The 12,821-nt window shown below is 69.0% G+C and carries 11 protein-coding genes and 1 riboswitch; of the genes, 7 read left to right on the forward strand and 4 right to left on the reverse strand.

Features of this window, described 5'->3' with window-relative positions:
• Both AC1Q5B_RS00005 and AC1Q5B_RS00010 read left to right on the forward strand, forming a co-directional pair.
• The coding region (locus AC1Q5B_RS00005; protein ID WP_492630915.1) for an L-serine ammonia-lyase, iron-sulfur-dependent, subunit alpha at window positions 1–153 on the forward strand (153 nt) is incomplete at its 5' end.
• A complete protein-coding gene (locus AC1Q5B_RS00010; protein ID WP_492629709.1) occupies window positions 150–587 on the forward strand; it encodes an NUDIX hydrolase in 438 nt (145 codons plus the stop codon). The genes AC1Q5B_RS00005 and AC1Q5B_RS00010, both read left to right, overlap by 4 nt.
• A gap of 60 nt (window positions 588–647) precedes the next feature.
• On the opposite strand, the gene AC1Q5B_RS00015 is transcribed toward AC1Q5B_RS00010, so the two are convergent.
• Entirely contained in the window at window positions 648–1,031 is a 384-nt protein-coding gene (locus AC1Q5B_RS00015) for a helix-turn-helix transcriptional regulator (RefSeq protein WP_492629710.1), read from the reverse strand.
• A gap of 324 nt (window positions 1,032–1,355) precedes the next feature.
• Here AC1Q5B_RS00015 and AC1Q5B_RS00020 point away from each other — a divergent pair, with 324 nt between their 5' ends.
• Window positions 1,356–4,307 carry a two-component regulator propeller domain-containing protein gene (locus AC1Q5B_RS00020; protein WP_492629711.1) on the forward strand — a complete coding sequence of 984 codons (2,952 nt, stop codon included), beginning with the start codon at window positions 1,356–1,358 and terminating at the stop codon, window positions 4,305–4,307.
• A gap of 80 nt (window positions 4,308–4,387) precedes the next feature.
• Complete coding sequence (locus tag AC1Q5B_RS00025) at window positions 4,388–5,383, forward strand: alpha/beta fold hydrolase (RefSeq protein ID WP_492629712.1); 996 nt, start codon at window positions 4,388–4,390, stop codon at window positions 5,381–5,383.
• 18 nt (window positions 5,384–5,401) lie between these two features.
• Here the strand turns inward: AC1Q5B_RS00025 and AC1Q5B_RS00030 are convergent, their stop codons facing one another.
• From AC1Q5B_RS00030 to metX, 3 genes are read right to left on the reverse strand one after another with little or no spacing between them, the layout of a single operon-like run.
• Window positions 5,402–6,478 (reverse strand): homoserine dehydrogenase family protein, encoded by a 1,077-nt coding sequence (locus AC1Q5B_RS00030; protein WP_492629713.1) that lies wholly within the window; start codon window positions 6,476–6,478, stop codon window positions 5,402–5,404.
• Window positions 6,475–7,698: an O-succinylhomoserine (thiol)-lyase gene (locus AC1Q5B_RS00035; protein WP_492629714.1), complete on the reverse strand. Its 1,224-nt coding sequence runs from the start codon at window positions 7,696–7,698 to the stop codon at window positions 6,475–6,477. The genes AC1Q5B_RS00030 and AC1Q5B_RS00035 overlap by 4 nt, the downstream gene beginning before the upstream one ends.
• The gene (gene metX, locus AC1Q5B_RS00040; RefSeq protein ID WP_492629715.1) at window positions 7,695–8,741 is read right to left on the reverse strand and encodes a homoserine O-succinyltransferase MetX; all 1,047 of its coding nucleotides are present in this window, start codon (window positions 8,739–8,741) and stop codon (window positions 7,695–7,697) included. Before metX ends, AC1Q5B_RS00035 begins: the two co-directional genes overlap by 4 nt.
• A gap of 88 nt (window positions 8,742–8,829) precedes the next feature.
• Window positions 8,830–8,946, reverse strand: a riboswitch (SAM riboswitch).
• Window positions 8,947–9,059: 113 nt separating this feature from the next.
• Here metX and AC1Q5B_RS00045 point away from each other — a divergent pair.
• The 3 genes from AC1Q5B_RS00045 to AC1Q5B_RS00055 all read left to right on the forward strand — a co-directional run bounded on the left by AC1Q5B_RS00045 (window position 9,060) and on the right by AC1Q5B_RS00055 (window position 12,774).
• Window positions 9,060–10,154, forward strand: a complete 1,095-nt coding sequence (locus tag AC1Q5B_RS00045; protein ID WP_492629716.1) for a phytase — start codon at window positions 9,060–9,062, stop codon at window positions 10,152–10,154.
• Window positions 10,151–11,077 carry a peptidoglycan DD-metalloendopeptidase family protein gene (locus AC1Q5B_RS00050; RefSeq protein WP_492629717.1) on the forward strand — a complete coding sequence of 309 codons (927 nt, stop codon included), beginning with the start codon at window positions 10,151–10,153 and terminating at the stop codon, window positions 11,075–11,077. The genes AC1Q5B_RS00045 and AC1Q5B_RS00050 overlap by 4 nt, the downstream gene beginning before the upstream one ends.
• Before the next feature lie 80 nt (window positions 11,078–11,157).
• Complete coding sequence (locus tag AC1Q5B_RS00055) at window positions 11,158–12,774, forward strand: peptide chain release factor 3 (protein ID WP_492629718.1); 1,617 nt, start codon at window positions 11,158–11,160, stop codon at window positions 12,772–12,774.
• The last annotated feature ends 47 nt before the right edge of the window (window positions 12,775–12,821 follow it).

Below are 12,821 nucleotides of genomic sequence, written 5' to 3' on the forward strand. Positions count from 1 at the left end.
AACGCCAGCCGCATGGCCATGCGCGGCGATGGCAAGCACAAGGTCAGCCTGGACAAGGTGATCAAGACCATGCGCGACACCGGCCGCGACATGCAGGACAAGTACAAGGAAACCAGCCGCGGCGGGCTGGCCGTCAACGTCATCGAGTGTTGAATCAACCTGTCGTCAACGAGCGCGGTGAGCGTCTATTGGCGGTCGTTCCCGTAGACATTGCTGCGACCGTCGACTTCGTACTGGTCATCGCATTGCTGGCGAACGAGATAGTGTTGGTGCACAACCGCACGCGCGGTTTGTGGGAACTTCCTGGCGGGTTCGTCGATCCGGGTGAGAGCCCTGATGCCTGTGCGCAACGTGAACTCCTGGAGGAGTCTGGCCAACGCATGGTTTCCGCGATCGAGGCGGCAGACATCCTGATCAAACTGCCCGACGGCGCCTCACGTCGGGGCCGCGTGTTCCACGGCGCGCTCGCACCATGGTCGCCGTTCGCGCCCAATGCAGAGGTGGATGCTTGCCGGACCTGGGCTGTACATGCGCTCCCCGTACCAACATCGGCCATCGATGCCTACCTGCTACTGCAACTGAGCTGACGATGGCCAAACTGGCCACTCCGACGGCTGTCCTCGGCGAATGCTGATGATCTGGGCCAATCAACGGCAGTCGCCTGCGTCCTGCTCGCACGCGTCTTCCGCACGGTTGTCGCGCAGAGCGGCGTCCTTCCCGATCGTGTAGCCGAACCACACCACGAGCAGCACCAACAGCAGTCCCATCATCATCCACGACGGCAGCCTCGACGTCGCCCTAGCCGTCGCCGGACCTCCGCCGATCCCATCCGCGGGCGCGTCACCGGTCAGTTCACCCACTGGCACCTCCAGCGCCGCCGCCAGCGCCAGGCAGCTCTCCTGGGACGCTGCCGCGCCGGACTCGATCCGTTGGAGGGTCCGCGTGCTCAGCCCGGCGACGGCCGCCAGATGTTCCTGCGACCACGCGCGCTGCTCTCTCAGGGTCCGGATCCTATTGGCGTTCAGTTTCATGTCCATCGTTGTCGGTCTTGTCCCGGCCAGTGTACGTTCGGCCCCAGCCTCCCTCCGTGCCGGCCGGACCGCCACGACAAGGAGACGACAGCAGCACGACACCGGGTCCGTGGCCCTTTAGGCGCACGGACTTACGCCGATACCTTTCCTGGTAAACCGACTTACCGGAGACGCGTCCTGTCCGACCCCGTCGACAAGATCCGCGGCGGCGCGCCTTCCTGGCGACGCCGGCTGGCGGTCTGGTGCCTGCCCCTGCTGGGCGGGATGGCGGCGCTTTGCCCGTCGGCGCACGCACTGGACCCCTCCAAGTCATTCCATCACTACGTGCGCAACCACTGGAGCTTGGAACAGGGCCTGCCCCAGCTCAGCGTGCTGGCGATCGCCCAGGACCGGCCCGGCTATCTCTGGTTCGGCACGCAGGCCGGCCTGAGCCGCTTCGACGGCGTCCGCTTCACCAACTTCGACCTCGACAACACCCCCGAACTGCCCAGCACCTGGATCCAGGCCCTGCATACCGATCGCGAAGGCCGGCTGTGGATCGGCACGCCGCAAGGACTGGCGGTCCGGGACGGCAACCGCATGAAGACGCTGTCGGTCGCGCCAGGCGAGCCTGCGGGCGTCGTCGACGTGCGGGCGCTGGCCCGCGACATGCGCGGGCGCCTGCTGGTCGCCACGCCCCGCGGCGTGATGGTGGTGGTGGCCGACCGCCTGCAGACGCTGCATCCGATCAACGATGGCGGCGCGCTGGCGCTGCATGCCGACGACGACGGCACGCTGTGGGTGGGCGGACGCGGACGCGTGCACGTCTTCGACGGCGCGGGCGAGCGCGTCCTGGCACTTCCTGCCGGCGCGTCGCTGGCGATGGTCACCTCGCTGGAACGGCATGCCGGGCGCCTGTGGGCCGGTTGCGATGCCGGCCTGTTCGTGCTCGACGGATCACACTGGCAGCGCGAGCGCAGCGTGGTCCCCGTCAGCGGCGGCGTGCTGGCGTTGCATCAGGACCGCGACAACATCCTCTGGGCCAGTACCCGCGACTCCCTGTACCGGCTGCAGAACGGCCGCCTGCTGGAACGGATCGCCGCTGCCGGACCGCTGGTGGAAATCCGCGCCTTCTACGAGGACCGCGAATCGAACCTGTGGCTGGGCAGCAACAACGAAGGCGTCAGCCGGGCGTGGAACGGCTGGACGCGGCGCTACAGCCGCGCAGAGGGCTTGCACCAGCCGCTGCTCTGGTCCATCGCGCAGGCACCCGACGGACGCGCCTGGGTCGGCAGCGACGACGGAGTCAGCGTGCTGGAGAACGGCCGCTTCCGCACCGTCGTCGCCGGACGCGACCTGCCGCATCCGGCCGCCTACAGCCTGCTGCCGGAAAACGGACAGACCTGGATCGGCACGCGCGACGGCGCCGCGCTGTACCGCGACGGCCGCGTGCTGCGGCCACGCATGCTGGCGGCGATGGACGCCGCTCAGGTGAACGGCATCCTCCGCGATCGCAGGGGGCGGGTGTGGTTCGCCACCAGCACCGGCCTGTACCGGTGGACCGAGGGCGACGACCGCCTGCACCACTACGGCGAGCGCGCCGGCCTGCGCGACGTGCGTGTCCGCGTATTGATGGAGACGCGCGACGGGCGGCTGCTGGCCGGTACGCAAAGCGGCCTGTACGAATTCGTCGACGAACACCTGATCGCCGTGCCGCTGACCGGCACGGGGCTGGATGCGCCGCACATCGTCTCCCTGTACGAACTGGCGGGTGGCCAGTGGCTGGCCGGCGCCCTGTCGGAAGAGATGATGCTGCTGTTCGACGGCCATCGCTGGACGCGGCTGGACAAGGCGCGTGGCGTACCCGCGAACGCGCCGTTCTTCTTCGCCGAGGACACCGGTGGCTTCCTGTGGGCGGCCGGCCTGCGCGGCATCTATCGCGTACCCGTGTCGGACCTGCTCAATGCCGCCGACGATCCCGCCTTCAAGGTGACGGCGCGAACCCTGCTCAACGAGCGCGGCGACCGTCATGGCGGCCAGAAGGGCGATTGCTGCAACGGTGCCGGCAACAGCCGCGGCTTCATGGCCGACAACGCGCTGTGGCTGCCGACCCGCGACGGCGTGGTGGTGATGGCGACCGACCAGTCGCTCGCCAACGACTACCTGCCCGAGTCGGTGATCGAACGCGTGCAGGTGCAGGGCCAGTGGCGGCCGGCGGAACGCGCGACCGAATGGACGCTGCCGAGCGCCGCGCGCGACCTGCGCTTCGAATTCACCACGCTGAGCTTCCAGGCGTCGGACCATATCGACATCCGCTATCGCCTGAAGGGCTACGACGACGACTGGAAACTGCTCGACGATCCGCACCAGCGCAGCGCCACCTACACCAACCTGCCGGCCGGACGCTATGTGTTCGAAGTGCTCGGCACCAACAACAGTGGCGTGTCCGGGCGCGTCGCCGCCACGCAGGCGTTCGCGATCGCGCCGTACTTCTACGAAAGTCCCTGGTTCTACGTACTGCTGGCCTTCGCGCTCGGCGTGCTGGTGTTGCTGTCGAACCGCTGGGTGCTGCGACGGCACCACAATCGTCGCGTCGCACTCGAACGCCTGGTCGAGCAGCGCACGCGCGACCTGCAGCAGGCCAACCGCCAGCTGGAAGCGATCAGCCTCACCGACCCGTTGACCGGCCTGCACAACCGGCGCTACCTGACCCGCCAGCTGCCGGCCGACATCGCCTACTACCAGCGCATGCCCGGCTTCGCGGCAGGCGTGGACGTGCTGGCGTTCGCGTTGCTCGACATCGACCACTTCAAGTCGATCAACGACGGCCACGGCCACCAGGCGGGCGACCATGTGCTGCAGACGGTGGCGCACCGCCTGCGCACGCTGTCGCGCGATGGCGACTACGTGATCCGTTGGGGCGGCGAGGAATTCCTGATGGTGTTCCGGCCGATGCCGCGCCACGAACTGCATGCACTGGGGCGCCGCATCTGCACGGCGATCGCCGCGGAGCCGATGGACGTATCGGGTACGCGCCTGCAGGTGACAGCCTCGCTGGGATTGATCGGCTATCCCCCGTTCGCCAGCGCGCCCGAGTTGCTCGGCTGGGAACAACTGGTCTCGCTCGCGGACCGCGCGCTGTACGCGGTCAAAGGACATGGGCGCAACGGCTGGGCACTGTACGAGGCCACATCGTTGCCGCTGCCCCCCCTCGACGTGGACCAGATACGGCGCGACCCGGGCGAACTGGTACGCAATGGCCATCTGGCGCTGCGGGGCCCGCATCATCCGGCCTGACGGCACCTCCATACGGCAGGATTGACGTCGCCGCACCCCATCCGCGTTACGCTGGCACGCCACGTCGCGGAAGATCCTGCATGAAGACCGCCTCCTCGCTGCTTGCCGCCGCGATGCTGCTGGCCACCGCCGCGCAAGCCGAACCCCTGCCCCACTACGGCGCACGCCTCGAAGGCTTCGCGTACCCGCATCCGGTCGAGACCTTCGCCTTCACCTCGCAGGGGCAGCCGCTGGAAATGGCCTATCTCGACGTTGCGCCCGCGACGCCGAATGGCCGCACCGTCGTACTGCTGCACGGCAAGAACTTCTGCGCCGCCACCTGGGAATCGGCGATCGCCGCGCTGGCCGAGGCCGGTTACCGCGTCGTCGTGCCCGACCAGGTGGGATTCTGCAAGTCGAGCAAGCCGCTCCGTTACCAGTATTCGTTCGGGCAACTCGCGGCCAACACGCAGGCGCTGCTCGCGTCGCGGGGCATCGAGCGCGCGGTGATCGTGGGGCACTCCATGGGCGGCATGCTGGCGGCGCGCTATGCGCTGCAGTATCCGGCGGCGACGGAACGGTTGCTGCTGGTGAACCCGATCGGTCTGGAGGACTGGAAGGCGGAAGGCGTGCCGTGGCGCAGCGTCGATGCCTGGAACGCGCGCGAGCAGAAGACCACGTTCGACAGCATCCGCGACTACCAGCGCACGGTGTATTACGACGGAGCATGGAAGCCCGGTTACGAGCGATGGGTGCGGATGCTCGGCGGGATGTATGCCGGCGACGGACGCGAGGCCGTGGCGTGGAGCCAGGCGCTGACCTCGGACATGGTGTTCAACCAGCCGGTGCTGTACGAATTCCCCAGGATCGCCGTGCCGACCATTCTCTTCATCGGCCAGAAGGACCGCACCGCCATCGGCAAGGATCTCGCGCCGCCGGAGGTCGCGAAACGCCTGGGCGACTATCCCGCGCTCGGCAAGCGCGCTGCCGCGGCGATTCCGGGCGCGACGCTGGTGGAGTTCGCCGACCTGGGGCACTCGCCGCAGGTCGAGGACCCGGCGCGTTTCAACACGGCGCTGCTCGACGCGTTGCGCTGAGAGGGCGCACCGCGGGCGCTACGCGCGCCCGCTTATCGCCAGCACATCGTCCAGCAACGCGGCGGCGGTGACGTCGGCACCCGCCCCCGGTCCCTGGATGACCAGAGGCTGTTCGGGGTAACGGTCGCTGTAGATCGCCACACGGTTGTCGGTGCCGCCCCCGCCGCACAGTGGGTGGTCCAGCGGCAACGCCTGCAGCCCCACGCTGGCGCGCGCGTGGTCGAAGCGGCCGAGGAAGCGCAACCGCGCGCCATTGCGGTAGGCGTCCTTGAAACGCGCCGCCAGCGGAGCATCCAGGTGCGTCAGCGACGCATCCAGTGCGGACAGCGGCAACGCGGCGAGTTCCTCCGGTACCAGCGAATCCACGCGCACGTCTTCGGACTGCAGCGGCAGGCCGGCGGCGCGGGCGAGGATCAGCAGCTTGCGGCGCACATCCTCGCCGGACAGGTCGAGGCGCGGATCAGGTTCGGTATAACCGGCCTGGCGCGCCTGGCGGACGAAGCCCGAGAACGCGCGCATGCCGTCGTAGTGGTTGAACAGCCACGCCAGCGAACCCGACAGCACGCCCTCGACACGGTGGATGCGGTCGCCGCCGGCGACGAGGGCGCGCAGGCTGCGCAACAGCGGCAGGCCCGCACCGACGGTGGCGGCATCGCCGTAGCGGGCACCGGAATCCGCGCGCGCGTGGCCGATCGCCTGCGCACGCGGCAACGGGCCACCCACGCCGAGCTTGTTGGCCGTCACCACATGCACGCCGCGCGACAGCCATTCCACGTGCCAGTCGGCCACGCTCTCGCTGGCCGTCGCATCGACCACGATGTCGCCGGCCCGCAACGCTTCGCCTTCCGCCCATGGCGGCATGTCGTTGCGGGAGGGGCCGGCCAGATTGGCGTCTTCCAGCGCCTGCTGCGCCGTGCTTCCGCAGGCATGCAGCACGCGCGAATTGGCCAGCCATGCCAGCGCCGGCACCGGCAGGCCCTGCGCCTGCAGGCGCTGATGGCGCGCGACGAAAGCGCTGCCCACCACGCCGGTGCCGAGCAGCGCCAGCTTCGGCGCGGTGCGCGGCGCGGTCGCGAGCCGGACGACGGTGCTCATGCGTCGGCGAGTTTGCGTTTGGACTCCGCAGCCACCGCTTCGGCACGCGCCAGCGCAGCGCCGAGGTCGGCCAGCAGGTCGTCGGTGGCCTCGATACCGACGGACAGACGCAGCAGACCGTCGGAAATGCCCGCCTTGGCGCGCGCTTCCGGCGTCATCGCCGCGTGCGTCATGGTGGCCGGATGCGCGACCAGGCTTTCCACGCCGCCCAGCGACTCGGCCAGGGTGAAGTAGCGCAGGCCTTCGACGAAGGCGCGCACCGCTTCCTCACCACCGTCCAGCTCGACGCTCAGCATCGCGCCGAAACCCTTCTGCTGGCGCGCCGCGACCGCATGGCCGGGATGCGAGGCCAGACCGGGAAAGTAGACCTTCGACACCACCGGGTGCGCGTCCAGCAGCGCGGCGATGGCGTTGGCGTTCTCCTGGTGCGCGCGCAGGCGCGCATCGAGCGTACGCAGGCCGCGCAGGGTCAGGAAGCTGTCGAACGGCGAACCGGTCAGGCCCAGCGCGTTCGCCCACCAGACCAGCTGCTGGTGCGTATCCGCATCGCGCGCGATCACCGCACCGCCCACCACGTCGCTGTGGCCGTTGATGTACTTGGTAGTCGAATGCAACACGAGGTCGGCGCCGAACGCGATCGGCGTCTGCAGCGCGGGCGACAGGAAGGTGTTGTCCACCACCGTGCGCGCACCCGCCTTGTGCGCCGCCTCGATGACGAAGCGCAGGTCGGTGATGCGCAGCAGCGGGTTGGACGGCGTTTCAATCAGCACCAGCTTCGGCGACTGCGCCAGCGCATCGGCCAGCGAGCGCGGGTCGGTCAGGTCGGCGGTGATCAGTTCGAAGTGGCCCTTCTTCGCCAGCGCGTTGAACAGGCGCCAGCTGCCGCCGTAGGCGTCGTGTGGCACCACCAGGCGGTCGCCCGGCTCCAGCAGCGCGTTCAGTACCAGCGTGATGGCACCCATGCCGGTGGCGGTGATGACGGCGCCGGCACCGCCTTCCAGTTCGGCCAGCGCCTCGGCCAGCAGGTCGCGCGTGGGATTGCCGCTGCGGGTGTAGTCGTACTCGCGCTTCTGCGCGAAGCCGGCGAAGCTGAAGTTCGACGACAGCACGATCGGGGGCGTGACCGCGCCGTAGGCGGTGTCGCGGTCGATGCCGGCACGGACAGCAGCGGTGGCGGGACGACAGGGGGCGTCGGCGTCGGTGGGGATGAAGCTGCTCATGCGAGGTCTCCGGCGGCGCGCAGGGCCGAGGTGAGGATGGAATCGATGCGATCGGTTTCTTTCAGGAAGGCGTCGTGGCCGTAGGGCGAGCGCAGCACGCGCAGCTGGCCCAGCGTGCCGAGGCCTTCGACCAGCGAGACGGAATCGGACAGCGGCACCAGCCGGTCGCCTTCCACCGCGACCACCAGCGTGGGCACGCGGACATCGGCGGGATCGACGCGGTGCAGGTCGATGGATTCGGACAGGCGCACATAGGCGGTCACCGGCGTGCGCGCCACGTACTGCGCGCCGGCGGCGTCCAGGTAGTCCTCGGCGGCCACGCGCACGCGGCCGTTGACGATCTCCGGCGCAGTGTCGAAACGTTCGCCGAACTCTTCCGGCGTGCGGTAGCTGAGCATGGCGAACTGGCGCGCCAGCGACAGGCCCTGCGCATCGGCGCACTGCAACTGGCCCAGCGTCACCGCGCGACGCTGCAGCGCGCGCCAGGCGGCCGCATACGGATGCGCGCGATGCGCGCCACTGACCGCGACCAGCTTCTTCAACCGCTCGGCATGGCGGACGGCGAACTGCAGACCGACCAGCGCGCCGTACGAATAGCCGACGAACGCTTCCAGCCGCGCGATGCCCAGCGCAGAGAGCAGCTTGGCGATGGCGTCGGCCTGGTCGGCGGTATCGATGGGCGCGTCGAGGCGGCCGTCGGCGCCGATGAAGTCGAACGCGAGCAACTGCCGTTGCGACGGATCCAGCGCGCGATCGGCACCGACCAGTTCGTTCAGCCAGCCGCTCTCGGGAAACACGCCGCTGGCGGTCAGGTGGCGGTGCGCGGAGATGCCGCCGGCGACGAACACGACGGGCGCGCCGACCGGTCCCTGCAGTTCGTAGCGCAGGGTCACCGCACGCGTGCCGGCGTGGCGCATCGCCAGTTCCACCACCACTTCGCCGCGCAGCGCGCGCGGACCGTCGTCCTGCGACGAGGGCAACGGAAAGCCTTCGATCGACGACGGCTCGGGCAGGCGGTTCAGGGCGGGGCTTGCATAACTCATGGCGGCATCCGGTGGCGGTGTCCCTGACGGGACGGGACTGCACCACCGAGCTTCGCGGAGCTCGCGTTCGCCGTGCGAGGCACGGTACGAACCATCTTCCGGCAGACGCTGAGGTCCCCGCAGGATTTGGCACCACCACGGCGCTTGCGCGTCGCTGGCTGCCCCGGCTTCTTCGGGCCTGTCCCTCTGCCGGTCTCGATGGTGGATGTACTGTGCCCACCCTCTTTCCGAATGTCAATCGCTTTATTCGGATGAAGCGATGAAGCTTGACGGTCGTCGCCCTGCCGGTGGGTGCGGCGATGCCGCATAATTCATGACATGACCCGGAATCACCTTCTGGGCGGTCTCTGCGCGGCGTTGTTGGCCGCCTGCTCCACCGCCCCCCTGCACACCTCCACGCCCCCCGCCCCACCACCGAAGACCGCGGCCGACGCCATCATCGCGGAGGCCTGGGTATCGGAGCCGGTGGCCGGCGACGAACTGGATTCGCTGGTCGCCTGGCCCACCGAAGACGGCCAGGTCTGGCTGATCGCCACCGCCAAGGCCACCCACCGGCTGGTCCTCTACGACGCCGACAGTGGCCGGCGACTGCGTACCGTCGGCGGCCCCGGCAGCGCGGTGGGCCAGTTCAACCGGCCCAACGGCATCGCGGTGTTCGGCGACCTGCTGTTCGTGGCCGAACGCGACAACCACCGGATCCAGGCATTCCGCCTGCCGGAGTTCGCCCCGCTGGGCGCGTTCGGCGCCGAGGTGCTGCGCTCGCCCTACGGTCTGTGGGTGCACGAGACCGCCCCGGGCGAACTGGAGCTGTTCGTCACCGACAGCTACATGGCCGATTTCCGCACCATGACCCTGCCGCCGATGGCGGAACTGGATGGGCGGGTGAAGCGGTTCCGGGTACGGGCGGAGGACGGCGGCAAGCTGGAAACCGAACTGCTGGGCCAGTTCGGCGATACCGGCCCGGCCGGCGCGCTGCGCATGGTCGAGTCGATCGCGGGCGACCCGGCGCACGGGCGCCTGCTGATCGCCGAGGAGGACCGCCGCGTTGGCTCTACCCTGCGCGATTACCGGCTGGCCTCCGGCACCTACAACGGCCACAGCCTGCCCACGTTCGATGCCGACGCCGAGGGCATCGCCCTGTGGTCGTGCAATGCGGACAGCGGCTACTGGGTGGCGGTGGATCAGCTGACGCCGACGCGCTTCCGCGTGTTCGACCGTGCGACGTTGGCGCCGGCCGGCGTGTTCTCCGGCCAGGTCACATCCAACACCGATGGCGAAACCGTCTACGCGATCCCGACCAGGCGCTTCCCTGCCGGCGCGCTGTTCGCCCTGCACAACGACGTATCGCTGGCCGCCTTCGACCTGCGCGACATCGCCCGCGCGCTCGACCTGCAAGGCGGTTGCCCGCGGTGAATGCGCGCCTGGTGGCCCTGGCCTGCGGCATCGCCGTGCTGGTCGGCAGCCTTGGCGATGCGGACGCCGCCCGCCTGTACCGCTGGAAAGACAAGCAGGGCTACACCCAGTACGGCGACCAGCCACCCCCGCCGGACCAGTTGGCCGGCAGCGGGGTGGACGTCATGCGCTTCCGCAACCCGCCCAGCGCGCTGGTGCGGCTGCGGCTGGAGAAACAGGGCCTGCGCTACCAGGCCTGGGCCGACAACCTGATGCACGGCCCGGTGGAAGTGCAGCTCGGCTTCCGCCGCCAGCGCGATGTCCGCAGTGCGCCCGCCCTGCCCGCCCGCGCCGTGGTACCCGCCCGCAGCAGCGTGCTGGTCGCCGACATCAGCGTGACCGATCCACTGCGCGGCGGCGATTTCGAGCTGACCCTGGACGGCATGCCGGGCGATCCGGCCAGCAAGCCGCAGGACTACGAGTACCGCCTGCCGTTCGACTACGGGCGCGTGCGCGTGGACCAGGGGCCGGGCGGGCGCTTCAGCCACAGCGACGTGCAGAACCTCCATGCCGTCGACTTCGCCGTGCCCGAGGGCACCCGGATCGTGGCCTCGCGCGAGGGCCTGGTCATGCAGGTGGAGTCGGATTTCGACAAGGCCGGCCTGAACCGCGAGAAGTACGGCGGCCGCGCCAACTTCATCCGCATCCTGCACAGCGACGGCAGCATGGCGCTGTACGCGCACCTGAAGGCCGAAGGCGTGCAGGTACGCGTGGGCCAGTACGTCACCAAGGGCCAGTACATCGGCCTGTCAGGCAATACCGGCTTTTCGACCGCGCCGCACCTGCACTTCGTGGTGCAGGCCAACCGTGGCATGCGGCTGGAGTCGGTACCGTTCCGGATGTTCGGCCCGCTGGGCCAGCTGCAGTTCCCGTCCGCCCGCTGAGCCGGCGGGGTCCGGCCCGGTCCCGGCCGGTATAATCGCCGCCTTCCCGCTCCTTCAGCGCCCGCCCGGGCGCCCGCCCCATGTCCAATCCGACCAGCGCCGTGGCCGACGAAGCCGCGCGCCGCCGCACCTTCGCCATCATTTCCCACCCCGACGCCGGCAAGACCACGCTGACCGAAAAGCTGCTGCTGTTCGGTGGCGCGATCCAGATGGCCGGCTCGGTGAAGGGCCGCAAGGCCGCGCGCCACGCGACCTCGGACTGGATGGCGCTGGAAAAGGAACGCGGCATTTCGGTCACCTCGTCGGTGATGCAGTTCCCGTACGAAGGCAAGATCGTCAACCTGCTCGACACGCCGGGCCACGCCGACTTCGGCGAGGACACCTATCGCGTGCTCACTGCGGTGGACAGTGCGCTGATGGTCATCGACGTCGCCAAGGGCGTCGAGGAACGGACGATCAAGCTGATGGAAGTCTGCCGCCTGCGCGACACGCCCATCATGACCTTCATCAACAAGCTGGACCGCGAAGGCAAGGACCCGATCGAACTGCTCGACGAAGTCGAAAGCGTGCTCGGCATCCAGTGCGCGCCGGTGACCTGGCCGATCGGCATGGGCCAGCGCCTGAAGGGCGTGGTGCATCTGCTGACCGGCGAAGTGCACCTGTACGAACCCGGCCGCAACTTCACCCGCCAGGATTCCACCATCTTCGCCTCGCTCGACGACCCGCAACTGGAAGCGCGTATCGGCGCCGAGATGCTGTCCGCGCTGCGCGACGAACTGGAACTGGTGCAGGGCGCCAGCCATCCGTTCGACAAGCAGGCCTACCTGGACGGCAAGCAGACGCCGGTGTTCTTCGGCTCGGGCGTCAACAACTTCGGCGTGCAGCCGCTGCTGGACTTCTTCGTCGAGCATGCGCCGTCGCCGCAGGCGCGCGAGACCACCGGCCGCCAGGTGCAGCCGGACGAAGGCAAGCTGACCGGCTTCGTCTTCAAGATCCAGGCCAACATGGATCCGCAGCACCGCGACCGCGTCGCGTTCATGCGGGTCTGCTCGGGTCGCTTCGAGGCCGGGATGAAGACTTTCCACGTGCGCAGCGGCAAGGAAATGAAGCTGGCCAACGCACTGACCTTCATGGCCAGCGACCGCGAGATCGCCGCCGAGGCGTATCCCGGCGACGTCATCGGCATCCACAACCACGGCACCATCTCCATCGGCGACACCTTCACCGAGGGCGAGGCGCTGTCGTTCACCGGCATCCCGAATTTCGCGCCGGAACTTTTCCGCCGCGCCCGCCTGCGCGATCCGCTCAAGCTCAAGCAGTTGCAGAAGGGCCTGGCGCAGCTGTCCGAGGAAGGCGCCACCCAGTTCTTCCGCCCGCTGATGAGCAACGACCTGATCCTCGGCGCGGTCGGCGTGCTGCAGTTCGACGTGGTGGCCTATCGCCTGAAGGACGAGTACGGCGTGGACGCGTCCTTCGAGAACGTCAGCGTCGCCACCGCGCGCTGGATCCGTTGCGACAACGCGAAGAAGCTGGAAGAGTTCCGCGACAAGAACGCGATGAACCTGGCCCTGGACGCCGCCGGCGAACTGGTCTATCTGGCACCGACGCGGGTGAACCTGCAGCTGGCGCAGGAACGCGCACCGGACGTGCAGTTCCTGGCCACGCGCGAGCATGCGCACAGCGTCGACCTGGGCTGAACGCGCGCCCATGAACCGGCCGTCGATCCCTCGACGGCCACCCCATG

This window comes from Pseudoxanthomonas sp. GW835-FHT14C01 (genome assembly GCF_058793715.1).